General features: G+C 71.7%; 24 protein-coding genes. 15 read left to right on the top strand and 9 right to left on the bottom strand.

What is annotated here, in order from left to right; all coding sequences use genetic code 11:
* Positions 1 to 2 precede the first annotated feature (2 nt).
* Positions 3 to 1,550, top strand: coding sequence for a sensor histidine kinase (locus Q0283_RS14470; RefSeq protein ID WP_183526834.1), 1,548 nt, complete (start codon positions 3 to 5; stop codon positions 1,548 to 1,550).
* Between the two features lie 75 nt (positions 1,551 to 1,625).
* On the opposite strand, the gene Q0283_RS14465 is transcribed toward Q0283_RS14470, so the two are convergent.
* Positions 1,626 to 1,874 carry a WhiB family transcriptional regulator gene (locus Q0283_RS14465; RefSeq protein WP_010144519.1) on the bottom strand — a complete coding sequence of 83 codons (249 nt, stop codon included), beginning with the start codon at positions 1,872 to 1,874 and terminating at the stop codon, positions 1,626 to 1,628.
* A 377-nt stretch (positions 1,875 to 2,251) separates the two neighbouring features.
* On the opposite strand from Q0283_RS14465, the gene Q0283_RS14460 reads away from it, so the two are divergent.
* A complete protein-coding gene (locus Q0283_RS14460) occupies positions 2,252 to 2,650 on the top strand; it encodes a hypothetical protein (RefSeq protein ID WP_183526830.1) in 399 nt (132 codons plus the stop codon).
* A gap of 133 nt (positions 2,651 to 2,783) precedes the next feature.
* Here the strand turns inward: Q0283_RS14460 and Q0283_RS14455 are convergent, their stop codons facing one another.
* Positions 2,784 to 3,155: a DUF1844 domain-containing protein gene (locus Q0283_RS14455; protein WP_010144521.1), complete on the bottom strand. Its 372-nt coding sequence runs from the start codon at positions 3,153 to 3,155 to the stop codon at positions 2,784 to 2,786.
* A gap of 317 nt (positions 3,156 to 3,472) precedes the next feature.
* Here Q0283_RS14455 and infC point away from each other — a divergent pair, with 317 nt between their 5' ends.
* The 4 genes from infC to Q0283_RS14435 all read left to right on the top strand — a co-directional run bounded on the left by infC (position 3,473) and on the right by Q0283_RS14435 (position 6,287).
* Positions 3,473 to 4,555 (top strand): translation initiation factor IF-3, encoded by a 1,083-nt coding sequence (gene infC / locus Q0283_RS14450; RefSeq protein ID WP_183528447.1) that lies wholly within the window; start codon positions 3,473 to 3,475, stop codon positions 4,553 to 4,555.
* A gap of 121 nt (positions 4,556 to 4,676) precedes the next feature.
* On the top strand, positions 4,677 to 4,871 hold the full coding sequence (gene rpmI / locus Q0283_RS14445; protein WP_010144525.1) for a 50S ribosomal protein L35: 195 nt from the start codon (positions 4,677 to 4,679) through the stop codon (positions 4,869 to 4,871).
* Between the two features lie 86 nt (positions 4,872 to 4,957).
* Positions 4,958 to 5,344: a 50S ribosomal protein L20 gene (gene rplT, locus Q0283_RS14440; RefSeq protein ID WP_029139186.1), complete on the top strand. Its 387-nt coding sequence runs from the start codon at positions 4,958 to 4,960 to the stop codon at positions 5,342 to 5,344.
* A gap of 58 nt (positions 5,345 to 5,402) precedes the next feature.
* On the top strand, positions 5,403 to 6,287 hold the full coding sequence (locus Q0283_RS14435) for an RNA methyltransferase (RefSeq protein ID WP_298045269.1): 885 nt from the start codon (positions 5,403 to 5,405) through the stop codon (positions 6,285 to 6,287).
* 70 nt (positions 6,288 to 6,357) lie between these two features.
* Here the strand turns inward: Q0283_RS14435 and Q0283_RS14430 are convergent, their stop codons facing one another.
* Together Q0283_RS14430 and Q0283_RS14425 are read right to left on the bottom strand one after the other, a co-directional pair.
* A complete protein-coding gene (locus tag Q0283_RS14430) occupies positions 6,358 to 6,630 on the bottom strand; it encodes a GlsB/YeaQ/YmgE family stress response membrane protein (RefSeq protein WP_298045266.1) in 273 nt (90 codons plus the stop codon).
* 160 nt (positions 6,631 to 6,790) lie between these two features.
* Positions 6,791 to 8,008 (bottom strand): MFS transporter, encoded by a 1,218-nt coding sequence (locus Q0283_RS14425; protein ID WP_298045265.1) that lies wholly within the window; start codon positions 8,006 to 8,008, stop codon positions 6,791 to 6,793.
* A 120-nt stretch (positions 8,009 to 8,128) separates the two neighbouring features.
* On the opposite strand from Q0283_RS14425, the gene Q0283_RS14420 reads away from it, so the two are divergent.
* Positions 8,129 to 8,539, top strand: a complete 411-nt coding sequence (locus Q0283_RS14420; protein WP_298045317.1) for a (deoxy)nucleoside triphosphate pyrophosphohydrolase — start codon at positions 8,129 to 8,131, stop codon at positions 8,537 to 8,539.
* A 10-nt stretch (positions 8,540 to 8,549) separates the two neighbouring features.
* Here Q0283_RS14420 and Q0283_RS14415 read toward each other — a convergent pair whose 3' ends face one another.
* Positions 8,550 to 9,647: an Rv2578c family radical SAM protein gene (locus Q0283_RS14415; protein ID WP_298045263.1), complete on the bottom strand. Its 1,098-nt coding sequence runs from the start codon at positions 9,645 to 9,647 to the stop codon at positions 8,550 to 8,552.
* Positions 9,648 to 9,755: 108 nt separating this feature from the next.
* Positions 9,756 to 10,256, bottom strand: coding sequence for a hypothetical protein (locus Q0283_RS14410; RefSeq protein ID WP_298045262.1), 501 nt, complete (start codon positions 10,254 to 10,256; stop codon positions 9,756 to 9,758).
* Between the two features lie 109 nt (positions 10,257 to 10,365).
* Between Q0283_RS14410 and pheS the strand changes: the two genes are divergently transcribed.
* From pheS to Q0283_RS14370, 8 genes are all read left to right on the top strand, one after another.
* Positions 10,366 to 11,475, top strand: a complete 1,110-nt coding sequence (pheS, locus tag Q0283_RS14405) for a phenylalanine--tRNA ligase subunit alpha (protein ID WP_298045261.1) — start codon at positions 10,366 to 10,368, stop codon at positions 11,473 to 11,475.
* 6 nt (positions 11,476 to 11,481) lie between these two features.
* A complete protein-coding gene (gene pheT / locus Q0283_RS14400; RefSeq protein ID WP_298045259.1) occupies positions 11,482 to 14,091 on the top strand; it encodes a phenylalanine--tRNA ligase subunit beta in 2,610 nt (869 codons plus the stop codon).
* Between the two features lie 18 nt (positions 14,092 to 14,109).
* Positions 14,110 to 14,802 (top strand): 4'-phosphopantetheinyl transferase superfamily protein, encoded by a 693-nt coding sequence (locus Q0283_RS14395; RefSeq protein WP_298045258.1) that lies wholly within the window; start codon positions 14,110 to 14,112, stop codon positions 14,800 to 14,802.
* 129 nt (positions 14,803 to 14,931) lie between these two features.
* Positions 14,932 to 15,384 (top strand): hypothetical protein, encoded by a 453-nt coding sequence (locus Q0283_RS14390; RefSeq protein WP_183526810.1) that lies wholly within the window; start codon positions 14,932 to 14,934, stop codon positions 15,382 to 15,384.
* 14 nt (positions 15,385 to 15,398) lie between these two features.
* A complete protein-coding gene (locus Q0283_RS14385; RefSeq protein ID WP_141566051.1) occupies positions 15,399 to 16,454 on the top strand; it encodes an alpha/beta fold hydrolase in 1,056 nt (351 codons plus the stop codon).
* Between the two features lie 38 nt (positions 16,455 to 16,492).
* A complete protein-coding gene (locus tag Q0283_RS14380) occupies positions 16,493 to 17,314 on the top strand; it encodes a beta-ketoacyl-ACP reductase (protein ID WP_183526806.1) in 822 nt (273 codons plus the stop codon).
* Between the two features lie 105 nt (positions 17,315 to 17,419).
* Positions 17,420 to 17,740, top strand: a complete 321-nt coding sequence (locus Q0283_RS14375; protein ID WP_298045256.1) for a hypothetical protein — start codon at positions 17,420 to 17,422, stop codon at positions 17,738 to 17,740.
* 221 nt (positions 17,741 to 17,961) lie between these two features.
* Complete coding sequence (locus Q0283_RS14370; protein ID WP_183526800.1) at positions 17,962 to 19,263, top strand: alpha/beta fold hydrolase; 1,302 nt, start codon at positions 17,962 to 17,964, stop codon at positions 19,261 to 19,263.
* A gap of 7 nt (positions 19,264 to 19,270) precedes the next feature.
* On the opposite strand, the gene Q0283_RS14365 is transcribed toward Q0283_RS14370, so the two are convergent.
* From Q0283_RS14365 to Q0283_RS14355, 3 genes are read right to left on the bottom strand one after another with little or no spacing between them, the layout of a single operon-like run.
* Positions 19,271 to 19,669, bottom strand: coding sequence for a helix-turn-helix domain-containing protein (locus Q0283_RS14365; RefSeq protein ID WP_221243366.1), 399 nt, complete (start codon positions 19,667 to 19,669; stop codon positions 19,271 to 19,273).
* A gap of 9 nt (positions 19,670 to 19,678) precedes the next feature.
* Positions 19,679 to 21,166: a M1 family metallopeptidase gene (locus tag Q0283_RS14360; RefSeq protein ID WP_298045253.1), complete on the bottom strand. Its 1,488-nt coding sequence runs from the start codon at positions 21,164 to 21,166 to the stop codon at positions 19,679 to 19,681.
* Entirely contained in the window at positions 21,163 to 25,320 is a 4,158-nt protein-coding gene (locus Q0283_RS14355; RefSeq protein WP_298045252.1) for a Pls/PosA family non-ribosomal peptide synthetase, read from the bottom strand. Before Q0283_RS14355 ends, Q0283_RS14360 begins: the two co-directional genes overlap by 4 nt.
* Positions 25,321 to 25,414 lie beyond the last annotated feature (94 nt).

Raw genomic sequence — 25,414 nt, 5'->3', positions numbered from 1 at the left:
CGATGTCCCTGCTGACCGCACCGCTCGAGGACGATCCGGACCTCCGGGACGGAGACGTCGACCGGCTGCAGGCCGTGGTCGCCGACTGGCAGCTGCTGGCGGACCTGTCCTTCGGCGACCTGGTGCTCTGGTACCCGGTCACCGGGCCGGAGGAGCCCGATCGTGGTTTCGTCGCCCTGGCCCAGGCCCGGCCCTTCACCTCGCAGACCGCGCTGCACCGGGACATCGTGGGCAGCAGGGTGCGCGCGGACCTGAGGTCCCTCGTGGACCACGCGTGGCAGACCGGGGAGCCCACGGTCACCGCGCCCTCGGTCTACGCGCCGGACAGTTCGATGCGGGTCACGGTGTGGCCCGTGGTGCGTGAGGGCAGGACCATCGGCGTGCTGACCGTGCACCAGAACCTGACCGGACAGCGCACCCCCTCCCGGCTCGAGCTCGTCTACCGAGAGAGTGCCCACCGACTGCTGGAGATGGTGTCCCGGGGCCAGTGGCCGGATCCGGACGACCCGGTCGGCGGGCCGCACCGCGGCTCGCCGCGTGTGGGCGACGGCCTGCTGCTGCTGACCACGGACGGCCGGGTGGACTTCGCCACGCCCAACGCCGTCTCGGCCTTCCGCCGGCTGGGGGAGACCGACCCCCTGGAGGGGAGGTCCCTGGCCCGGGTCGTCACCGACCTGCAGGACGAGCGCCGCCCCGTGGACGAGTCCCTTCCCCTGGTCCTCACGGGCAAGGCGACCGCCCGCGCGGAGTTGCAGGTCCGGGCGGTGAGCCTGACCCTGAGGACGGTGCCGCTGAGGGAGCGGGACGAGCGCATCGGGGCGCTGGTCCTGCTGCGCGATGTCACGGAGCTGCGCCGTCGTGAGCAGCAGCTGGTGGGCAAGGACGCCACGATCCGGGAGATCCACCACCGGGTGAAGAACAACCTGCAGACCGTCGGCTCACTGTTGCGCATGCAGTCCCGCAGGATGACCTCGCCCGAGGCCAAGCGCGGGCTGGAACAGGCGATGCGCCGGGTGGACACGATCGCGCTGGTGCACGAGACGCTCTCCCACGGCCTGGACGGGCAGGTGGACATGGATGCCCTGCTGGGTCGCCAGTTCCGCCTGGCCGTGGAGGTCGCCGGCGACGGCCGGCCCGTCACCACCGAGTACTCCGGCGGGTTCGGCCACCTGCCCAGTGACCTGGCCACGCCCCTGGCCCTGGTCATCAACGAGCTGGCCACCAATGCCGTGGAGCACGGCACCCGCCCCGAGGGCGGGCACGTGGGCCTGTCCGCGCGGCGCTCGCACGTGCCCGCGGGGGAGCGGCTGGAGGTCCGGCTGTGGGACAGCGGCTCGTCGGATCCGTCCTCCGGGCCCGACGCCGGCCCGGAGTCCCCGGCGGCTCCGGGCGGGGCCGGCGTCGTGCCGGAACCGGGACAGGATGCCGGCCTGGGGCTGCAGATCGTCCGGACGCTGGTGGCCGGGGACCTCCGCGGGACGATCGACTGGCACCGGCGTCCGGACGGAGGCACGGAGGTCGTGATCCTGGCCCCGGTCCCGGAACGCTGAAACCCCGGCCTGCTGGGCAGGCCGGGGTTTCAGGGGCTGGGGTGGGGCCGGAGGCCCCACAGGGTGGTCGGAGCCTCAGGAGGCCCGACGGGCGCGGGCGGCGCGACGCTTCAGCGCCCGGCGCTCGTCCTCGCTCATGCCGCCCCAGACCCCGGAGTCCTGGCCGGACTCGATGGCCCACTGCAGGCAGGTGTCGACTACTTCGCACGTACGGCAGACCGCCTTGGCTTCCTCGATCTGGAGCAGTGCCGGTCCAGTGTTCCCCACGGGGAAGAACAGTTCCGGGTCCTTGTCCAGGCACGCTGCCCGGCTACGCCAATCCATGCTGATCGATACTCCTCTTCTGCCGGGCACACTGCGACCCGACGCGTCCTACGTCTGTCGAAACGGACGATCGTCCGTCTGCGGGGCTGGTCGTCGCCATCCGTACGACGGCAAAGAAAAAAGGGCCGTAGCAACGACCCCCGCTGAACTCGTGAAATATCTTTTCATGTACATTGCACGTAAACAAGGGGTACGGCGGATTGGACGGCGGATATCCTGAGGTGTTGATCACAAGCCGGGTCCCGACGGGACCGACTATTCCGGCCCCTGCGCGGCACTGTCAAGGGTGACGGGATCCATTCCGGTGCCGGATTGGGAAGAGGCAGCGGGCGGATCAGGTCGAGGACAGGGCAACGACGGAAGGACGGCACGAGCACGTGAGTACGCAGAGTCGGCAGGGTCCCCGACCCCCGGCCGTGGTGGCGGTGGCCCTGGTGCTGCTGTTGCAGGCCCTCGGAGTGCTGGTGGCGGCTGCCGGGTTCGGGGTGCAGGTCGGGACCGGGTCCCTGAACCTGGGCGCCCAGGTATTCCTCGTCGTCCTCATGGTCGCCGCCGGGTTCTGGATCGGAGCCGTGGGCCTGGGCGTGTGGCGCGGCAGGCCGTGGGTCCGGGCGGCCACCGTGGTCATCGAGATGTTCGCCGTCATCCTGTCCATCAGCTTCTTCTCGGCCGGGAACGTGCCCATGGGCGCCGTGTTCCTGTTGCCGGCCGCGGTGGCCCTGGTGCTCATGTTCTCCCGGCAGGTGGCCTCCTACCTGGCCGGACTGCCCTCCTGACCGTCCGGCCGTGCCCGGGGCACCCGGGCCGCTCGGGTCCTCGAGGCCGGAACGGGCCGGGCCCGGCGTCCTCTGCTGGAGGCGCCGGGCCCGGTGGGGTAACGGGGTCTGGAGGGCGTGTGCGGACCGGCGGTCAGTTCACCGCGCCGGTGTACTTCTCGCCCGGGCCCTTGCCCGGCGCGTCCGGGAACGGCGAGGCCTCGCGGAAGGCCAGCTGCAGGGAGCGCAGGCCGTCGCGCAACGGGCCGGCGTGCTGGCTGCCGATCTCCGGGGCGGCGGCGGTGACGAGGCCGGCCAGGGCGGTGATGAGCTTGCGGGCCTCGTCCAGGTCGATGAGCTCCTGGGCGTCCTCACGGTCGGCCAGGCCGACCTTCACGGCCGCCGCGGTCATGAAGTGGACGGCCGTGGTGTTGATGATCTCCACCGCCGGGACCTCGTGGATCTCCCGGACCCGGTCGGCCACCGGCTCGCCGGACGGGGAGGGATTCTGCTGTGCATCGTTCATGCTGGTAAGCTTGTCACAGACCAGCTGGTCCGCTGGCCATTCCCCTGTGGAATGGACCACGGTCACCAGCCATCGAAGTGGAGGCCATCTCCCACCCGCGTCAGCAGGAAGCCCGGATTCCGGGCCGAGTTGCCGGGTTACCGGTCCGGCAGTCCCGTGAGGGTTGTCGCACCGTTCGGTCGGCGGAGTACTCCGCTGGCCTCGGCCTCCGTCTGCGTTGAGCACGGAGGCCTTAGTCGTCTCCGGGCCCGGCGCAGGGGACCGCACCCGGGACAGCGGCCCCGAACCCGAAGAACCCAGACCACAGGAGTTGCAAGATTAGCGAGCCGAGAATCAACGAACGGATCCGCGTGCCCGAGGTGCGCCTGGTCGGCCCCCAGGGCGAGCAGGTCGGAATTGTGCGCATCGAGGATGCGCTGCGACTTGCCACTGAGGCCGATCTGGACCTCGTTGAGGTGGCCCCGACGGCGAAGCCGCCGGTCTGCAAGCTCATGGACTTCGGCAAGTGGAAGTACGAGGCCGCCGTCAAGGCCCGTGAGGCGCGGAAGAACCAGACGAACACGGTGTTGAAGGAAGTCCGCTTCCGCCTGAAGATCGACACCCACGACTACGAGACCAAGGTCGGCCACGCCCGGAAGTTCCTCACCGCGGGGGACAAGGTCAAGGCCATGATCCAGTTCCGCGGACGCGAGCAGCAGCGCCCGGAGCTGGGCATCCGCCTGCTCGAGAAGTTCGCGTCCGACGTCGCCGATGTCGGCAGCGTCGAGTCGACCCCCCGTCAGGACGGCCGCAACATGGTCATGGTGGTCGGGCCGGTGAAGAACAAGGCCGAGGCCCGCGCCGAGGCCCGGAAGAGCCAGCAGGACACCACCAAGCCCGAGCGCGTCGGTTCGCGCCGTGACGTCGCGGCCCGGGAGGCCAAGTCCAAGGTCGCGGAGGACACCTCGTCCGCCCCGCTGTCCAGCTCCATGTCGGACGCGATGCCCGAGCAGCTGAAGAAGATGGCCCAGGCCGGTTCGGCTGCGGCGGCACCGGCGGCCGCGCCGGCGGAGACCACTCCGGTGTCAGCTCCTGCTGTGACGGAGGAGGCCAAGCCCGTGTCCGCTCCGGCGGAGACCAAGCCGGCTGCGGCCAAGCCCGCGACGGCTTCGACGGAAACGAAGCCGGCTGCGGCCAAGCCCGCGACGGCTCCGGCGGAGACCAAGCCGGCTGCGGCCAAGCCCGCGACGGCTCCGGCGGAGACCAGGCCGGCTGCGGCCAAGCCCGCAGCGGCTCCGGCAGCCAAGCCGGCGGCAACTCCGGCAGCGGCCAAGCCGGCGCCCAAGCCGTCGATGCCGAAGCCGGCCCCCAAGCCCGGTGCGGCCCCGAAGCCCGGCCCCAAGCCGGGCGGCAGGAAGTAAGGCCGGCATCACACCTTCGGTCCGGCATCCCCGGACCGTCCAGATCGGCCCCGTGCACGGCGGGGCCCATGCAGCACTGTCCCGCCCCGGCGGGCAGCCAACACGAAGGAGAACGGCAGCCATGCCGAAGATGAAGACCCACAGCGGAGCCAAGAAGCGCTTCCGCGTGACCGGTTCCGGCAAGCTGATGCGTCAGCAGGCCAACCGCCGCCACTACCTGGAGCACAAGCCCTCCACGCTGACGCGCCGTCTGGCCAGCGACCAGCTGGTCTCGAAGTCCAGCGTCAAGACCATCAAGCGGATGCTCGGCATCTGAGAATCCCCGTGGCCTGAGGGCCGCAATCCAGCCAGCCGCCGCGCGGAGCGTCCCGCGGACGGCATCGATTTCGAAGGAGTACGCACGTGGCACGTGTGAAGCGGGCAGTCAATGCCCACAAGAAGCGCCGGGTGGTCCTTGACCGCGCCTCCGGTTACCGCGGTCAGCGTTCCCGCCTTTACCGCAAGGCCAAGGAACAGCTGCTGCACTCGTATGTCTACAACTACCAGCACCGCAAGAAGCGCAAGGGCGACTTCCGCCGGCTGTGGATCACCCGCATCAACGCCGCCTCCCGCGCCAACGGCATGACCTACAACCGCTTCATGCAGGGCCTGAAGCTGGCCGGCATCGAGGTGGACCGCCGCATGCTCGCCGAGCTGGCCGTGTCCGACGCCGCCGCCTTCGCCACCCTGGTGACCGCGGCCCGCGCGGCCCTGCCCGCGGACGTCAACGCCCCGGTTGCCGCCAAGTAGGCATTCCGGACTCCGTCCGCCGGGCGAGGCATCGCCCGCGCCCTCGCGACAGGACACCATGAACGAGCGCCCTGACCAGGACGTGATGACCAACCCCCGGGCTGACCGGGTGCGCAGGGTCGCACGGCTGGCGGGGCGCTCGTCGCGTCAGCGGGAGGGGTTGTTCCTCGCCGAGGGTCCCCAGCCGGCCCGCGAGGCGCTGCGCGCACACCTGGGCCTGCTCGGATCCCCCCAGTGGGCACCGGGTGACGTCGTGGAGGCGGTGTACGTCTCGACGAGGCTGGCCGATCGTCATCCGGACCTGACCGCCCTGGCAGCTGAGGCAGCCCGCGCGGGGGTCCCGGTGCGGCAGGCCAGTGACGAGGTGCTGACGGCCATGAGCGACGCGGTCACCGGGCAGGACGTCTTGGCCGTGTGCCGGATCCCCGAGTCCTCGGCGGAGTCGGTGCTCGCCGGTCTCACCGGCCAGCCGCGCTTGGCGGCCGTCCTGTGCCGGGTCCAGGACCCCGGCAATGCGGGGACCATCCTGCGCGCGGCCGATGCCGCCGGGGCCGACGTCGTGGTGTTCACGGCCGGCTCGGTGGACCTGTTCAACCCCAAGGTGGTGCGTTCCACCGCCGGATCGCTGTTCCACCTGCCCGTCGTGACCGGGGCGGACCTGCCTGCGGCCGGTGCGCTGCTGTCCGGCCGCGGACTCCAGTTGCTGGCCGCGGACGGGTACGGCACCGTGGTCCTGGACCGGCCTCCGCGGGGCCTGCTGGCGCGGCCCACCGCCTGGCTGTTCGGGAACGAGGCCCAGGGATTGTCACCGGCGGAACTGTCCCTGGCCGCCGAACGGGTGGCGGTGCCCCTCTACGGCAGGGCGGAGTCGCTGAACGTCGCCACGGCGGCGACCGTGTGCCTCTACGCCTCGGCCATGTCCCAGCACGCGGACCGGTCCTGACGTCCCGGCCGGCGACAGCACGAAGGGCGCCCCGAGGGGCGCCCTTCGTCGTCCCGCCGACGTGCCGGAATCAGACCCTGCTGCCGCGGCGGCGCGTGATGGCCTGCCAGATGAAGGCCACGATGATGCCACCGATGATGGCGAACACCCAGGTCCAGAAGCTCCAGAAGCTCTCGTTCAGGTCGAGGCCGAACAGCAGGCCACCGATCCAGCCTCCCAGCATGGCGCCCAGGATGCCGGTGACCAGCGCCCCCAGCCAGCCCCCTCCCTGGTCGCCGGGGAGGATGAGGCGCGCGATCGCCCCTGCGACCAGGCCCATGATGATCCAGCTGATGATGCTCATGATGTGTCCCCTTCGTGCTCGCCGTGCAGTGCGCTGACAGGGATAGTGTCAGCCGGGATGCACGGGCCCGTCCACGGTTGGCGGGCTGGACCGGACGGGCCATCGCCGGTGCCCCGGGCCGGCGGACTGCATGGCCCGCACGGTGCGGCATCGCCACACGTCAGCTGGGGGTTGCCGCGGATCGGGGACGCAACAGCAGCAGGGACAGCACGCACCCGACGGCGGCGAGGACGGCCCCGGCACCGGCCGGCACCTGGAGCCCGGCACCGGCGGAGATGACCGCCGCACCCACCCAGGCGCCCATGGCATTGGCCAGGTTGAGCGCCGAGTGGTTCAGGGCCCCGGACAACTGCGGCGCGTGCGGGGCGGCGTCCACGAGCAGCACCTGCAGGGAGGGGACCAGGGCCGAGGCGGCGGTGGCGGCGGCCAGCAGGGGGACCAACGAGAGCACCCACCACGGTGCGGTGACACTGAAGAGGGCCAGGGCCACGGCCACGGTCCCGAGCATCCACTGCAGGGTGCGGGTGGCCGACCGGTCGGACCAGGCCCCGCCCAGCAGGGTGCCGGCCACCATGCCGAGTCCGTAGAGGGCCATGATGACCGGGACCAGCCGCTCCGGCAGTCCGCCGATCTCCACGAACACCGGGGCGATGTAGGTGTACAGCGCGAACATGCCCGCGAACCCGATGGTGCCCACCAGCACGGCCCGCCACAGTGCGCCGGAGCGCAGCGCGGTCAGTTCACCGCGCACCGAGGTGCCGGCCGGTGCCGGGATGGCCGGGACCAGCCAGGCGACGGCGGCGATCGTCGCGGTTCCGAAGACTCCGGTGAGGATGAACATCCACCGCCAGCCCGCACTCTGTCCGAGCCAGGTGGCCACGGGCACGCCCACCAGGTTGGCCACGGACAGGCCCGCCATCACCCAGGCGGTGGCCTGGCCCCGGCGGGCCGGACCCGCCAGGTGAGCGGCCGCCAGGGCCGCGGCCGAGAAATACGCGCCGTGGGGGAGACCCGAGATGAAGCGGGCCACGAGCATGGTGGCGAAGTCCGGTGCCAGCAGGCTCGCGGCATGGCCGATGACGAACATGGCCATGAGGGAGAGCGCCGAGACCTTCCGGTCCACTCGGGCCAGGCCCGCCGCCAGCAGGGGCGCGCCGACGACGACGCCCAGGGCGTAGGCCGAGATCAGGATGCCGCCGGCGGGAAGGTCGACCTCGAGATCGGCCACCGCCTGGGGCAGCAGCCCCATGATCGCGAACTCGGTGGTGCCGATCGCGAACCCGCCCAGGGCCAGCGCCAGGATTCCCGGCAGGATACGGCGGGGCCGGGCGGGCCGGGCAGGTGGGGCGGAGGGGTCGGCGGCAGTGGGGAGCACCATTCCAGCCTACGGGCCAGGCCTCCGCGCGACCGGCCTAGGATCGGGACCATGACTGAACTCACGTCCACGTCCACCCCGGCTGCCGAGGCGGGAGCACGACCTCGAGGCCCCCGACCCGTCATGGGGGCCGCGGTGCTGGACCGGCTGGACCGTCCGACCCGGCTGCTGGTGGGACGGCGCAGCTCGCCCGAGGGCCTGGCCGGCCTCTGGGAGTTCCCGGGCGGCAAGGTCGAGCCCGGAGAGGACCCCCGGTCCGCCCTGCGGAGGGAGGTCCGGGAGGAATTGGGCGTGGACGTCCGCCTGGACCGCGAGGTGGCGGCAGCTCACCCCGAGGGCTGGCTGCTGGGCAACGGGGCCAGGATGCGGGTGTTCACGGCGGTCATCGAGCGGGGCGAGGCGCGTCCGCTGCAGGACCACGACCTGCTCGAGTGGCGCGCACTGGACCGGGACCGGCTCCAGGAACTGGAGTGGATCCCGGCCGACCGGCCGATCGTCGACGCGCTGGTGGAGATGCTGCGGGACGGACCGTGAGGGTGCCGGCTCAGAACAGTGCCGGCTGCGGAGAGTGCTGCGGAGAGTGCTGGGAAGACCGCCCGGGAACCCCGCGCGCGGTGGCCCTGGCCGACCCCTCCCCGTCCGCCGCGGTGATCCGGTGGGCGCCGCTGCGGTCCAGGCCGTGGCGGCGGGCGGCCGCGGTGGTGCGGCGGCCCAGGGCCTTCCGGTAGGAGGGCGCCGCATAGGAACCCCGGGCGTAGAGGGTGCGGTAGCCCTCGAGCAGTTCCGGATGGTCACGGGCGATCCAGTCCAGGTACCACTGACGGGCCCCGGGCCGCAGGTGCAGGGCACCGGCCAGCACCGACCGTGCCCCGGCAGCGGCCAACGCCGCCATGAGCTCCTCCACCTGCCGGTCGCTGTCCGTCAGCCAGGGCAGCAACGGCATGGCCATGACCGTGACGTCCGCCCCCGCCGAGGCCAGCCTCTCGATCAGCCGCAGGCGCGCCGCCGGGCTCGGCGTCCCCGGTTCGACCTGCTGTGCGAGGCCGGGATCGAGCATGGCCAGGGACACCGACACCTGCACGGGCACCTGACGCGAGGCCGCGGAGAGCAGGTCCAGGTCACGGTCCAGCAGCGTGCCCTTGGTCAGGATGGAGAACGGCGTGCCGGTGTCCGCCAGGGCGGTGATGATGCCGGGCATCAGCCGGTACCGGCCCTCGGCCCGCTGGTACGGGTCGGTGTTGGTGCCCAGCGCCACCAGCTCTCGTGTCCATCCGGGGCGGCCCAGTTCCCGGCGCAGCAGCTCGGGGGTGTTCACCTTCACCACGATCTGCCGGTCGAAGTCGGCCCCCGGGTCGAGGTCGAGGTACTCGTGGGTGCTGCGCGCATAGCAGTAGCGGCAGGCGTGGGTGCATCCCCGGTACGGGTTGACCGTCCACCGGAACGGCATGGGCGAGGAGTCCGGGACCCGGTTCAGGGCCGACTTGGACACGACCTCGTGGAAGGTGATCCCGGCGAAGTCCGGGGTGGAGATGGAACGCTGCAGGCCGGAGAGCGGCAGCAGGGCGGCTGGCGCGGCCGGAGTGCCGTCGCCGTCCTGACCGGTTCCGTCCCCGGCCTGCAGTGCCTGCGCTTCCCATCGCATGGACCGATTAGAACACATGTTCGAATCATGGTGCAAGGAAGGTGTCAGGAACGAGCGTGGGAACCCGGGGGCCGGCGCGTGGTGCCGTCCGTGCTGGTGAGAGTGAGGTCAGGCGCGCCGGCGCGGCCAGCGCACCGGGCGCTCGCGGTACCCGCCGGCCTCCAGTCCCGCGCGGCGCTCGAAGACGTTGCGGGAGGCGGTGTCCCCGGTGCGCAGCAGCGACCAGCCGACCGCCGCCGCGTACAGCACCAGGAACGGCAGCCCCGCGCACCAGGCGTACTGGGTGGCGTGCCGGGACTCATGGGCCAGCAGTTGCGGGGTGATGACCGTCCGGGCCCGGAACAGGACGACGTTGCCGACCGTGAACGCCCCGCCGTCCGGGAACGGCCACCGGTACCCGGTGGCCAGGACCAGCCCCAGCGGTCCCCGCCGCACGGAGCACCCGGAGCCCAGGGCCAGGACCAGTCCCAGGGGCGTCGTCAGGTTGATCGCGTTCCACCACCGCCGCAGCGCCAACCGCGCCGGGAGGCGGTCCGGCCCACGCCCGGGCAGCCGGCCGGCCCGGTCTTCGGACCGGACCGGCCGGCGTCGGGAAGTGTGACCGGCCATGCCGTCCAGCCTAGGTGCCCGGGGCGGTCCACTAGACTGGCCGGGGCCTTCTTCCCGAGTGGCCCACCCCGTGTCCGAACCCACCGCAGCATGAAGGTCGTTGCCCGCCATGACGGAAACCCCCCAGGACCTGGCCGAGACCCCGGTCGAGCAGCCGGACGGAACCACCGAGCAGGTCGCACCCGAGATCTCCCCGGCCGACGAGACGGCCGTGGGCGCCGCCGTGGAGGCCGCGCTCCAGGCCTTCTCCGCCGCCGCCGACCTCGACCAGCTCAAGGCCGCCCGCCTGGCCCACACGGGGGAGAAGGCGCCGCTCACCCTGGCCAACCGCTCCATCGGCAAGCTGCCCAAGGACCAGAAGTCCACGGCCGGCAAGCTCATGGGCGGCGCCCGCAAGGCGATGGAGTCCGCGCTCGCCGCCCGCACCGAGGTGCTGGAGGAGGAGCGCGCGGCCCGGTTGCTCGTCGAGGAGACGGTGGACGTCACCGCGGCGGTCCGCCGTCGTCGCGTGGGCGCCCGCCACCCGCTGTCGGTGCTGCAGGAGCGGGTCTCGGACATCTTCATCGGCATGGGCTGGGAGATCGCCGAGGGCCCGGAACTGGAATCGGAGTGGTACAACTTCGACGCCCTGAACTTCAAGCCGGACCACCCGGCCCGCGAGATGCAGGACACCTTCTTCGTGGACCCGCCCGAGGCCCACCTGGTGCTGCGCACCCACACCTCGCCGGTGCAGATGCGCGCCATGCTCGGGCGCGGTGCACCGGTGTACGTGCTGTGCCCCGGCCGGACCTTCCGCACCGATGAGCTCGACGCCACCCACACGCCGGTGTTCCACCAGTTCGAGGGACTGGCCGTGGACAAGGGTCTGACGATGGCCGACCTGCGGGGCACCCTCGAGTACTTCGCCCGGCAGATGTTCGGCCCGGAGGCGAGGATCCGGCTGCGCCCGAACTTCTTCCCGTTCACCGAGCCCAGTGCCGAGATGGACATCTGGCACCCCGGGGCCAAGGGCGGGCCGCAGTGGATCGAATGGGGCGGTTGCGGCATGGTCCACCCCAACCTGCTGCGCGCCGCCGGCCTGGACCCCGAGGTCTACTCGGGCTTCGCCTTCGGCATGGGCGTCGAGCGCACCCTGATGTTCCGCAATGAGGTCCCGGACATGCACGACATGATCGAGGGCGACGTCCGCTTCTCCCAGCACTTCGGAATGGAGATCTGATCACCCATGCGCATCCCGCTGTCATGGCTCCGTGAGTACGCGCAGGTCCCGGCGGACGCCACCGCCGAGGACGTCATGGCCGACCTGGTGAGGGTCGGCCTCGAGGAGGAGGACGTCCACCGTCCGCTGGACGGGATGTCCGGACCGATCGTGGTGGGTGAGGTGCTCGAGAAGGTGCCCGAGCCGCAGTCCAACGGCAAGACCATCAACTGGTGCCAGGTCCGGGTGGCCCCCGAGGGCCGGCCGCAGCCGCTGTCCGGCGAGGGCATCGACCCCTCCGGCGTCCAGGGCATCGTGTGCGGCGCGGACAACTTCGAGGTGGGGGACAAGGTCATCGTCACCCTGCCCGGGGCCGTGCTGCCCGGGGACTTCCGGATCTCCCCGCGCAAGACCTACGGGCACGTGTCCGCCGGCATGATCGCCTCCGCCCGCGAGCTCGGCCTCGGCGAGGACCACGACGGCATCATCGTGCTCTCATCCCTCGGCTTCTCCCCGGAGCACGGCAACGACCCCGAGGCCGGCACCGACGTGTTCGACCTGCTGCACCTGCGCGACGAGGCCGCGGAGATCAACGTCACGGCGGACCGCGGCTACGCCTTCTCCATCCGCGGCGTGGCCCGGGAGTACAGCCTGGCCACCGGTACCCCGTTCACGGACCCGGCCTCCCTGGTCACCGCCCCGGAGGCCGACGGTGACGGCTACCCCGTCCGCCTCGAGGACCGGGCGCCCATCTACGGGGTGCCCGGCTGCGACCGCTTCGTGGCCCGCACCGTGACGGGCATCGACCCGACCCGGCCGACCCCGCCGTGGATGAGCGCTCGCCTGCGCCTGGCCGGCATGCGGTCGATCTCCCTGGCCGTGGACATCTCCAACTACGTCATGTGGGAGCTGGGCCAGCCGCTGCACTTCTACGACGCCGACACCCTGCAGGGTGACATCGTGGTCCGCCGGGCCCAGGAGGGCGAGCGGCTGACCACGCTGGACGGCAAGGACCGCGCGCTCTCCGCGGAGGACCTGCTGATCACCGACGACCGTGGGCCCATCGGCCTGGCCGGCGTCATGGGCGGCGGGGAGACCGAGGTCTCCGAGGCCACCACCACCGTGCTGATCGAGTCCGCGCACTTCGACCCGGTGTCCATGGGCCGGACCCGCCGCCGGCACCGGTTGCCCTCCGAGGCCTCCAAGCGCAACGAGCGCGGCGTGGACTGGGAGGTCGCGGACGAGGCCGCCGAGCGCGCCGTCCAGCTGCTCGTCGAGCTCGCCGGGGGGACCCCCGGCCCGGGCATCACGGACGTCGGCACCCGGCCCGAGCCGACCGTCGTCGAGCTGCCGGCATCCTTCCCCGCGGCCGTGATGGGTGTGGAGTACACCGAGGAGCAGATCGAGCGGACCCTGACGGACCTGGGGGCCACGGTGGAGAAGACCACCGCGGCACGGCCGGGTCCCGACGGCGGCGCCGCCGGGACGGTCTTCACCGTCACCTCGCCGCCGTGGCGCTCCGACCTGGAGATCCGGGAGGACCTGGTCGAGGAGATCGGCCGGCTGGTCGGTTACGACGAGATCCCCTCCACCGTGCCGGTGGCGCCTCCCGGGCGCGGGCTGACCCGGCCCCAGGCGGACCGCCGCCGCGTGCTGCAGGGCCTGGCCGATGCCGGTCTGACCGAGGTGCTGGCCTACCCCTTCGTCTCCGCGGCCCAGAACCGGTTCTTCGGGTCCGCCACCGCCGAGGAGGGCGAGGCCCAGCGCATGGTGCACCTGGCCAACCCGATCTCCGCGGAGTTCGGCTACCTGCGCACCTCACTGCTGCCCGGCCTGCTGGAGATCGCCCGGCGCAACCACTCCCGCGGCTTCCGCGACCTGGCCCTGTACGAGTCCGGTTCGGTGTTCCTGCCCGGTGAGCACCTGGGCAGCGCCTCGATCCCCCCGCTGGGGGCGCGGCCCGCCGACGAGGTGCTGGCCGGCCTCGAGGCGGGCATCCCCGACCAGCCGCGCCACGTGGCGGCCGTGTTCACCGGCCACGACTCGGTCGCGGGGCCCGGTCACGCCCCGCGGGCCTGGGACTGGCAGGACGCGATCGGGACCGCGCTGGACGTGGGGGCGCTCCTGGGCGTGGAGCTGACCGTGACCCAGGGCCATCACCAGGCGTTCCACCCCGGACGCACCGCCCGGCTGTCCCTGGCCGGCGGTGACGGCACCGTCGTCGGGGTGGCCGGCGAGTTGCTGCCCACGTGGCTCGAGTCCGCGGACCTGCCGGCCCGGACCGTGGCCCTGGAGCTGGACCTGGATGCGCTGATCGCGGCCGCCGCAGGCGTGGTGGTGGCCCAGACGCTCTCCACCTTCCCCCCGACCAGCCAGGACGTGGCACTCGTGGTGCCGGCCGACACCGTGGCCGCGGAGGTGCTGGCCACCCTGCGCGAGGGCGCCGGGGAGCTGCTGGAGGACATCTCCCTGTTCGACGTGTATGCCGGACCGGGCGTGCCGGAGGGGCAGAAGTCCCTGGCGTTCTCGCTGCGGTTCCGCGCCCCGGACCGGACCCTGACCGCAGACGAGGCCTCCGGGGCCCGCGCCGCGGCCACAGCCCTGGCCGCCGAGCGCCACGGCGCCGTCCAGCGCTGAACCGGGCGGGTCGACGTCGTGACCGGGCCGGGGTGGCACGTGGTGGTCACCGGCCCTCGCGCCGGTGACCAGCGGCGCGAGGCCCTGGACTACCTGGCGGTGTCCCTGGGGCACCGGCCGGGCACCTTCGAGGTGGAGCACCGCTGCCCGGCCTGCGGGTCCGCCGAGCACGGAGCCCCGGTCCTGCGGTACAGCAGGCTGGCGCTCCGCCGGCACGGCCCGGACGCCGTGGACCCGGCCCGTGCGCTGCCGGCCGTGAGTTTCAGCCGGTCCCGCGGCTGGCTCGCCACGGCCTGGCTGGACGCCGCCCTGGTCGCGGACGGATGGCGGATCGGCGTGGACATCGAGGAGCTGGGGTCCTCGGCGTTCGCGACGGCGGACGAGCTCGGTGCCGTCGGCTTCTCGGTGGCCGAGGCCTCGGCCATCGCCGGTTTGCCTCCCGCCGACCGGCCCCTGGCGCGGGCACGGCTCTGGTCGGCGAAGGAGGCCCTGGTCAAGGCCCGGGGGACCGGCTTCCGGGGTGATCCGGCGGGGGTGCCGCTGGTCCCCGCCGATGAGGGACCCGATGATCCCGACGTCGAGGACCCCGGGCTGACGTGGGCGGTTCCGGGGGCGCCGGGGGCGGTGGTCTCGGCGGACCCGTACTGGCCCGGGGGATCCGCGCCCGAGGGGCTGGTCGGTGCCGTGGTGGTGCTACCACCAAGTAGTTAGCAGGTTTGTTAACTCCCTCGTCATGACCCACTGGGGCCTGTGTGTACGATGTGCTCAGACCACGACCACGGACACTGACATGCGGCCGGCGGCACTCTGATCTGCCCGGGCCGGTGGGAGGAACACCTTATGGCGGAAGCATCCGGCAACAACGCCGACCGGCCGTACCGGCAGTACCTGGACGACGTCCTCGCCGCGGCCTCGCCGGGGCTCGAGGAGGTCGTCAACTCCAAGGCCTTCGGGCACATGCTCTCCCAGACCGCCGGTAACCTGGTGGCCCTGCACCGGCTCGGCAATGACGCCCTGGACCTGGTGATCCGCAACGCCCGGCTGGCCGGCCGCTCCGACGTCACCTCCCTGCACCGCCAGCTGTCCCGCAACGAGGACAAGCTCGAGATGGTCCTGGAGAGCGTGGAGCGGCTCGAGGACGAACTGGCCGAGGAGCGCCGCCGCAACGCCGCCCTCGTGGAGGAGGCCGCCGAGCGCGACGCCGCGGCCCCGGCCCGGCCCGCCCGCCGGACCTCCCGGTCCACGGGTGCCGCGTCCCGGTCCACCACCGGCGACGCCGACCAGGGGAAGTGATCGGCGTGGCGTCGATGTTCCGGGACATGCTCCGCCTGCCCGCCACGCTCCTGGAGTACTCGAACATCCAGCTGACGACGCCGGACGCGGTCGTGGGCGCCACGCCCAAGGACGTGGTGTGGACCTACCGCAAGACCACCCTGTACCGGTACCGGAGCAATCGGCGCACCCATCCGGTGCCGATCCTGCTGACGTTCGCCCTGATCAACCGGCCCGACATCTTCGACCTGCGGCCCGGCAACTCCTTCGTGGAGTTCCTGCTGGCGGAGGGCTTCGACGTCTACCTCGTGGACTGGGGCTACGCGGACGAGGAGGACGCGGACACCGGCCTGGAGGACTACGCCCTGACCTACCTGCCCCGGGCCGTCCGGGAGGTACGGCGCAGCAGCGGCGCCGAGGAGATCACGCTGATCGGCTGGTGCATCGGCGCGGCGCTCAGCGGAATGTACCTGTCCGTGACTCCCGATGCCCCGGTGCGCAACTGGGTCCCGCTGACCATGCCCTTCGACGCCAGCAACTCCACCTACGAGGCCATGCTCGGCAACGAGGAGCTCGACACCGACTGGCTGGAGCAGCACGCCGCGTACCTGCCGGGCGCGTACGTGGACACGGTGAACAAGTTGCTGAAGCCCGTGCCGAATTACATCGGGACTCCGCTGCGGCTGTTCCGCCAGGTCCAGGACGGCACCGCGGACAAGGCCTCGTACCAGCCGATGGCCAAGTGGGTGGCCGACAACCCGAACTTCGCCATGCGCGCCTTCCGGCAGTGGGTGACCTGGGTCTACAAGGAGAACCGGCTGGCCACCGGCCGCATCCGCCTGCGGGGGCACCGGGTGGACCTGTCCAGGATCCAGCAGTCCATCCTGGTCGTGACCGCCTCGAGGGACCACATCGCGCCCCGTGACGGGACCCTGCCGCTGCTCGACGTCCTGACGAGCCCGGACGTGGACCACCTCGACGGGGTCGGTGGCCACATCGGCCTGATGGCCGGTTCCCGCGCCAAGGGGGACATCTGGCCCCGCATCCGTGACTGGCTCGAACCCCGCAGCCAGGACCGCCGCTCCGACTGACTGTCGGACGTACCATCCCATCCCCGGAGGAGAGCCACTTGACAGCTCAGAACCAGACCAACGGAGTCCGCGGCAGCAAGCTGGCCGATCGCGTGGCCCTCGTCACCGGCGGCACGCGCGGCATCGGCGCCGCCATCGCCCGCAGCCTGGCGCAGCAGGGGGCCGCGGTGGCCCTCGGCTACGGCGGTGACACGGGCCGCGCCGAGCAGTTCCTCCGGGAGATGCAGGAGACCTTCCCGGAGGGGCGGTTCTCGATCCACCAGGGCAACGTGGCCAAGGCCGATGACTGCCGGGCGACGATCGACGCCGTGGTCGCCGAGCACGGCAAGCTCGACATCCTGGTCAACAACGCCGGGATCACCCGTGACAAGACCGTCCTGAAGATGGAGGACGACGACTGGGACGCCGTCATCCAGGTCAACCTCTCCGGCACGTTCTACATGGCCCAGGCCGCGCTGAAGCACATGCTGGAACGGGGCACCGGACGGATCGTCAACGTGTCCTCGATCATCGGCGAGATGGGCAACATCGGGCAGGCCAACTACGCCGCCTCGAAGTCCGGCCTGTTCGGGCTGACGAAGACGCTGGCGCGGGAGGCGATCTTCCACCTGCAGCGGGCCGGCAAGCTCAACGACGACTCGATCGGCGTCACCGTCAACACGGTCACTCCGGGCTACGTCAACACGGAGATGGTCGAGGCGGTCCCGGAGAAGGTCCTGGAGAAGATCAAGGGCAACATCCCCATGGCCCGGCTGGCCCACCCCGACGAGATCGCGCGCGTGGTGCACTTCCTCGTGGCCGACAAGTCCTCCTACATCACCGGGCAGATCTGGGGCGTCAACGGCGGCATGGACATGTGAGACGGTGGCCTGCAGTACCGGCTTGCAGAGGTTAGCAAGACCCTGCTAACTTTGTTAACGCAGGCAGGTCCACCGCTGCCATCGACATCAACCCAAGGAGACATCATGGCTGCTGCCAACCCCAATGCCACCAACGCTGCCGCTGACAACGCCAACCGCATGGCCGAGGAGGCCACCAAGCGCTTCGAGGAGAACACCGAGCGCATGAAGGAGTTCAACTCCGCCGTGGCCGAGTCCACCAAGGCCGGCAGCCGCACCGTTGTCGACAACTACGAGAAGGCCGCCAAGTCCTTCTTCGAGATGCAGCGCCAGATCGCCGGCACCTCCCAGAACGAGTGGATGAAGAACACCGCGAACACCCAGATCCAGTTCTCGGAGGAAGTCACCAACGCCTGGATCAAGGCTGCCCGCGAACTGCTCAAGTGACCCGGTCGGCGTCCTGCCGATCCTGCGCTGACGAACGGCCCCGTCGAGTTTCGACGGGGCCGTTCGACGTCTGGACCATAGACGATGGGGCCGTTCGACGTTTGGACCATAGACAATCCCGTACTGGCGCGTAGGATTCAACGTCAAGTGACGCGCGTCACCCGCTCGTCACCCGCTCGTCATCCGCACGACACATGAGCCATGTTTCCCAAGGAGTCCCCGTGTACACCTCGTCTCATCGTCCCGCCACCCCCGGCATCACCGATTCCCTCATCTCCGGCACCTTCGGCACCTGGACAGCACTGAACAAGTTCGCCCTCGACTACTGGAGGGACGCCTGGCAGCGAGGGGCGACCCCGCTGGACGTGGCCGGTGACTTCGTCACGTGGGTGTCCGCCATGTCCGACCGGCGCCGCCCGCCGTGGGCCCACCAGAACACGGTCCTGCGCGAGTGGCCCATTGCCCGCCTGCGTGACTTCTCCGCGGCGGACGCGCCCGCGGACATCCTGCCCACGGTGATCCTGCCGCCGCAGGCGGGCCACGACTCGAGCATCGTCGACTTCGCCGACACCCAGAGCCAGGTCATCACGGGCCGGGACAACGGCTGTTCCCGGATCCTGGTCCTCGAGTGGATCGGTGCCACCCAGGAGACCAAGGACACGGGTATCGACGACTACATGGCCCTGTTGCGGGAGGTCACCGACCTCCTGGGGGGCAAGGTCAACATCGTCGGTGACTGCCAGGGTGGCTGGCTGGCCACGATCTTCGCGGCCACGCACCCGGAGCGGGTGAACACGCTGGCCATCGCCGGCGCCCCGATCGACTTCCACGCGGGAGAGCCGCTGATCCATGAGTGGCTCCAGCACCTCACCCCGAGGGGTGACCTGTCGTACTACCGTTCGGTCGTGGAGGCCAATGACGGCGTCCTGCCGGGGCGGTTCCTGCTGGACGGCTTCAAGGCCCTGCAGCCGGACCAGGAGGTCAGCCGCGTGCTCGAGCTGGCGACCCACCTGCGCGATCCCGAGCACATGGAGCGCTACCGCAAGTTCGAGGACTGGTTCCAGTGGACCCAGGACCTGCCCGGCGCCTTCTACCTGTGGGTCGTCGAGCACCTGTTCATGCGCAACTCCCTGACCAAGCGCCAGCTCGAGGTCGAGGGCAAGATCGTGGACCTGGCCAACATCTCGTGCCCGCTGTTCCTGATGGCCGGACAGACGGACCACATCACCCCCGCGGACCAGGTCTGGGCACTGGCGGACCACGTCTCCACCCCCGCCGATCGGATCGGCCGTCAGTCCTCCGAGAGCGGCCACCTGGGCCTGTTCATGGGCCGCGACTCGCTGGAGAACCACTGGAAGGTCATCTTCGCCGAGATGGGGGCCCTGTCCAACAGGACGCCGGAGGACGATCCCGAGGTCCTGACCGATGAGCCGACCCACAAGCGCCCCACCCGGCGGGGACCGCGCAAGGCCGCCACGAAGGTCTCGGTCGCCCAGGCGGTCCCCACCGGTTCCGTCGACTGACGCGCTCTCAGCCCGGGCTGGCTGCGCCGGCCGGGTCGTCGCCCTCAGGGCCGGCGTCCCGGCCGGCGTCACCCTCGTTCGCGCGGACGAACGACCGGTAGATCTCCGTCAGGGAGGCCCGCTGGGCCGTGGTGAGCTCGCTGGCGGCCTGGATGGCCGCCTCCAGGCCACTGACGGTTCCGCCGCCCTCGCCCGGCCCGTAGAGGTCGTGCACGTTCACCCCCAGTGCCGTGGCGATCCCGGCGGCCACGGCCTCGGAGGGGGCGCGCAGCCCGCGCTCGATCTGGGACAGGTAGGGGTTCGATATCCCCACCATGGCCGAGACCTGTCGCATGGACATGTCGGCCAGCTTGCGTTGCTGGCGGATGTACGCGCCCGCCAGCCGGCGTTGTTCCTGAGTGCTCACGCATCCATCTTACGAAGTCCCGCGCCGCGGGGACGTGGGGAAGGGCGGCAGGCTCTGCTGGCAGAGCCAGGGGCGCAGCACCTCGGAGGCGTGCCCGGCGGGGTGGCCCGCCGCCGCGGCGTGCCGGTCGGCGTGGGCGAGGAACATCGCGGTGTCCACGGTGGCATGCCGGTGCTCGCGGACCCAGGCGCGCAGCAGCTCCGCGAATACCTCCTCGCCGAGATCCTGGCGCAGAGCGAACAGGGCCATGGCGCCACGCTTGTAGATGCGGTCGTCGAACATCAGCTCGGGGCCGGGGTCGGCCACCACGAGGTCCTGGTCCTTACCGGACAGGCCCCGCCAGGCGGTGCGGGCGTAGGAGGACAGGGCACCGCGGCCGGACTCGGCGCCCCACAGCCACTCGCTGTAGCAGGCGAAGCCCTCGTGGAGCCAGATGTCCTTCCACTGACGCAGCGTCAGGGCGTTGCCGAACCACTGATGGGCCAGCTCATGGGCCACGAGACGTTCGGCGGCCCACGACCCGGTCAGGTGGTTCGAGCCGAAGATGGACAGAGAGGCGGCCTCGAGGGGGATCTCGAGCGGGTCGTCCGTGACGACGGCGGTGTAGCGGGCGAAGGGGTACGGGCCGAAGTGCCAGCTGAAGCAGGCCATCATCTCCGTCTGCAGGCCCAGCACCGCCTGGGCGCGGTCCTGCAGCGCCGCGGAGGCGGCCAGGAAGACCGGCGCGGCGTGGTCCGGCCACTCCTCGTGGCGCCCATCCTGCTGCCTCTCGTCCCGCCCGGGCAGCAGCCCGTCCAGCAGGCCCTGGACCGCCTCGCGGACGGGCCCCGGGGCGGGGCGCCGGCCGGGGGTCCGCTCGGGCACGGCCACCAGCTGGTACCGGCCGATCTGCACCGTGACGAGGTAGGTGGGCGCAGGCTCGCGCAGCTCCCAGGTCCATTCCTCGCGCGAGGACCGGCGGCGGTGCCCGGTGGGCAACCCGTTGCAGACCGGGAGGTAACCCGCGTCGGTGCTGATGGTGAAGTGGTAGGTCGACTTCACCGAGGGGTGGTCCACGCAGGGGAACCAGGTGGACGCCCCGTTGGGCTGACCGGCCACCAGCACGCCGTCCTCCAGTTCCTCCCAGCCGATCTCGCCCCAGGTGCCGTGCATCATCCGCGGGACCCCCGAGTAGGTGACCTGCAGGGTCAGGGGAGTGCCGGCGTCCAGCGGCGAGGCCAGGTCGATCACGAGCCTGCTGTTGCGCGTGGCGTACTTGGTGACCTTCACGGAACGGTCCCGGGAGACCGCCGTGACCCGGGTCGCCGAGAGGCCGTGCAGGTCCAGCTCGATCCTCTTGGCCCGGTTCAGCAGGGTGCCCTCGAGACGCGCCGTGCCCGAGACCCGGTTGGCGGCCAGCTTCACCTCGAGGGTGAGGTCGTAGTGGCCGACGCCGTAGTCCGGGGTTCCCGATCCGGGGAGGTAGGGATCGGGGATGGCCGGTCTGACGTCACTCACGGGTGGGTCTGCTCCTGACGGTCTCGGGGGTGGTCCTGGGCGGGCCGGTCTGATGGATCCGCGGCGGTCCGGGCCGCGGCCTTCTGCGCCTTCGCGGCCCTCGCCGCAACAGCCCGGGCCGCCTTGGCCTCCCGGCGTTCCAGGCGCGTGATCGCGGCGGCCAGGCCCTTCACCTTCGGGCCCTTCCACGGTGCCACCGGGTTGCCGATCCACCAGGTGTGTCCCGGCACCATCTCACCGCGCATCACCAGCGATCCGGCACCCACGGTACCGCCGTCACCGATCGAGGCGGCCGGGAGGATGACGGAGTTCGGTCCCAGGGTCGCGCCGTCGCCGAGCCGGACGGTGTCGATCGACATCACCCGGTCGTGGAACAGGTGGGTCTGGACCACGCAGCCGCGGTTGACGGTGGAGGAGTCACCCAGGGTGACCAGGTCCGCCTCCGGGAGCCAGTAGGACTCACACCACACACCGTGGCCGATCCTCGCACCCAGTGCCCGCAGCCACCACACGAGTGACGGCGTTCCCGAGGACAACCGGCCGAACCAGGGGGCGGAGACCATCTCGATGAACGTGTCCACCACCTCGTTCCGCCAGATGAACGAGCTCCACAACGGGTGCTCGCCGGCAGTGATCCGGCCGACGAGGACCTTCTTGGCAAGCACCGAGGACCCGGCGGCCAGCGCGCCGGCCAGCATCAGCACCACTCCGCCCAGCAGCACGGGCAGCCACCAGCCACCCGGGCCGGCCCCCTCTGCGGCCCCACCGCCGAGCTGGGCCAGTCCCTCCAGGGCGAGGGCCACGAGGACGGCGATGACGGTGGAGACCCAGACCGGGATGCTGCGGAGCAGTTCCCATCCGGTGCGGGCGCGCTTGAGGGCGGCCGGGGGGTCGTAGGTCAGGGCATCCTCGGCCTCGACCTCGGTCCGTCGCAACCGGACGGGCGGGGAACCGAGCCAGGAGGAGCCGGCCTTGGTCTTCTTCGGCGTGGCGGACAGTACCGCCACGAGGGAGTTCCTGGACAGCTTGCGGCCGGCGGCCACCATGCCGGAGTTGCCCACGAACGACTTCCGGCCGACCCGGGCCTGGCCCACGTACATCCAGCCGCGCTGGAGCTCGTAGGAACCCACCATCGTGTCGTCCGCCAGGAAGGCGTCATCCCCGATCTGGGTCAGGGCGGGCTGCAGGATGACGGTCGAGGCCTCGACGTTGGTGCCCACCTCGGCGCCCAGCCAGCGCAGCCACACCGGGGTGAAACGGGAGGCATAGAGCGGGAACAACAGGTCCCGCGCCGTGTCCATCACCCGCTCGGTGGCCCAGAGCTGCCAGCCGACCCGCGAGCGCACGGCGTGGTAGCCCTCGCTCACGCCCACCGAGAGCAACCGGACGACGACCACGGTGAAGGCCATGTTCAGCCCGAACCACACGATCGCGAGCAGGGGGCTGACCGCCAGCAGGCGCCAGCCGGAGCCGAAGAGCGTCTCGGGGGCCGCCCCGGCGCCACCGGGCTGCCAGTCGGGCCACCAGGTGAGCGACCACAGCCCCAGCAGGGCGGCCAGCGCGGCCGCGGCGAACGGCAGCAGCGCCACGAACCCGGACCCGACGGCGGACAGGGCGAGCCAGCCGGTGGCCCGCGGCGGGTCGATGTTCGGCCCGGAGTACTTGGCCTTGCCCAGGCGCTGGGCCGGGGACCCGGCGTAGTCGAGCCCGTCCTTGACGCGGCCGGACACGGTGGACCCGGGCTGGACCCGGGCGCCCGTGCCGATCGAGGCCCCGGGCATCAGCGTGGAGCGGGACCCGATCACGGCGTCCGGGCCGATGCTGATCCTGCCGATGTGCACGACGTCCCCGTCGATCCAGTATCCGGACAGGTCGACCTCGGGCTCCACGGAGGAGCCGTCCCCGAGCTCGAGCAGGCCGGTCACGGGCGGCACCGAGTGCAGGTCGACGTTCCTGCCGATCCGGGCACCGAGCAGCCGGGCGTAGGTGGGCACCCAGAGCGCTCCGCCCAGGGAGACGGGGTCCACCAGGTCGGAGACGTGCTGGGCGAGCCAGAGGCGCAGGTGGACCTTGCCGGAGCGCGGGTAGGATCCCGGGATCACCCCGCGCAGCAGCCACCGGGCGGCCACGACCGAGATGAGCATGCGGCCCGGCGGGGCCACGAAGACCAGCCAGGCGGCCAGGATCCACCACCAGGACACGGTGGGGGCCCCGGGCAGGATGCCCCAGCCGGCCGCCAGGTTCGACCCGGCGGCCAGGTACACCACCCAGCGCATGGCCACGAGGATCACCAGCGGGATGCCCATCAGGGTCTGGAAGACCTGGGCCTTGCGCGTGGTGCGGACCACGGGCCGCGGTTCGACCGGCTCGGCCGGCTCGACCGGACGGCCGTCGTTGCCGGTGACGGCCTCCAGCAGGGCACCGGCCCGCGGGTGCGCATAGATGTCCCGCACGGTGACGGTGGGATAGCGGACGCGCAGGCGGGAGACGAGCTGGGCGGCGGCCAGCGATCCGCCGCCGGAGGTGAAGAAGTCGGTGTCCAGGTCATCCGGGGCGACGCCGAGCACCTCGGTCCACTGGGACAGCACCCAGCCGCCGGGGGACCCCGGGTCCACGGGCAGGTCCGCGTTCGGTCCGGACCCGGAATGCCCCGAGCCCTGTCCGGCCTGGCCGGGCAGGGGCCAGGGCAGTGCCTTGCGGTCCACCTTGCCGGAGGTCTTGGTCGGCAGGGTCTCGACGGTCACCAGCCGGGGCACGAGCGCCCCGGGCAGCTCGGCCTCGAGCCGGGTCCGGAAGGCCTTCAGGTCGGGTTCCGGGGCCGACGGTGACATGGCCAGATAGCCGATGAGCAGCTGGGTCCCGGCCGGTGCCGTCTGGACGGCCGCCGCGCCGCCGGCGACGCCGGGCAGGGACTGCAGGGCGGCGTCGATCTCGCCGAGTTCGATGCGGCGTCCGCCGAGCTTGACCTGTTCATCGGCCCGGCCGGCGAACAGCAGGCCCTCCGGGTCCCACACCACGAGGTCACCGGAGCGGTAGGCGCGGTCCCAGCCAAGGGTGGGCATCGGGGCGTACTTCTCGGCGTCCTTGGCCGGGTCCAGGTAGCGGGCCAGGCCCACGCCGCCGATGATCAGCTCACCGGTCTGGCCCTCGGCCACGGGGATCCCGGTGGTCGGGTCCACGACGGCCAGGTCCCAGCCGTCCAGGGGCAGGCCGATGCGCACCGGGCCCGTGCCGTCCATCCGGGCGGCGCTGGCCACGACGGTGGCCTCCGTGGGGCCGTAGGTGTTCCACAGCTCCCGGTCGTCCTCGGCGAGGCGGGCCGCCAGCTCGGGCGGGCAGGCCTCGCCGCCGAAGATCAGCAGGCGGACGTTCTCCAGGGCCTCCGGGGGCCACAGGGCGGCCAGGGTGGGCACGGTGGAGACCACGTTGATGGACCGGGACACCAGCCAGGGCCCGAGGTCCATGCCGGAGCGCACCAGTGACCGGGGCGCGGGGACCAGGCAGGCGCCGGAGCGCCAGGCCAGCCACATCTCCTCACACGAGGCATCGAACGCCACGGAGAGTCCGGCCAGCACCCGGTCGCCCGGGCCGAGGGGATCGTCCGGAAGGAAGATCCGCGCCTCCGCGTCCACGAAGGCCGCCGCGCTGCGGTGGCTGACGGCGACGCCCTTCGGGGTGCCGGTGGATCCGGACGTGAAGATGATCCAGGCGTCGTCTCCGGGCTCCGCCGGCCGTGCTGCGGGGAACGGCTTGGGCCGGGCCGAGGAGGTCCGGACCGTGCCCCCGCCGCTGAGGATGGCGGCCACCCGGGCCTCGGAGAACACCAGGCGCGCCCGTTCCTCGGGGTCATCGGCGTCCACGGGCACGTAGGCCGCACCGATGTAGAGCGTGGCCAGGATGGAGACGTAGAGGTCCACCGTGCCGGAGGGGATCCGGATGCCGATCCGGTCCCCGGCGCCAAGGCCGGCCTCGTGCAGGGCACGCCCCGTGGCCTTGACCTCGTCCAGCAGCTCGGCATACGACAGGACGGTCTCCCCGTCGTCGAGCGCCGGGGCCTCCGGGTGCTGTTCTGCGGTGGACACGAGCACGTCCACGAGGGTGCGGACCGGAGGAGCCTTGGCGGCGGCGGGCAACTGGGGCTGGTGCGTGGACACGGCGGGGCTCGGCCTGCTCTCGTCAGAGGTGGATGCTGGGAAACGACAAAAGAATGCGTGCCAGTTTATCGTGTTTCCGCCCCACCGGCCCGGT

The sequence above is a fragment of the uncultured Citricoccus sp. genome, from assembly GCF_937871995.1.
Taxonomy (GTDB): Bacteria; Actinomycetota; Actinomycetes; order Actinomycetales; family Micrococcaceae; genus Citricoccus.
This window is presented reverse-complemented; position numbering and strand designations above follow the sequence as displayed.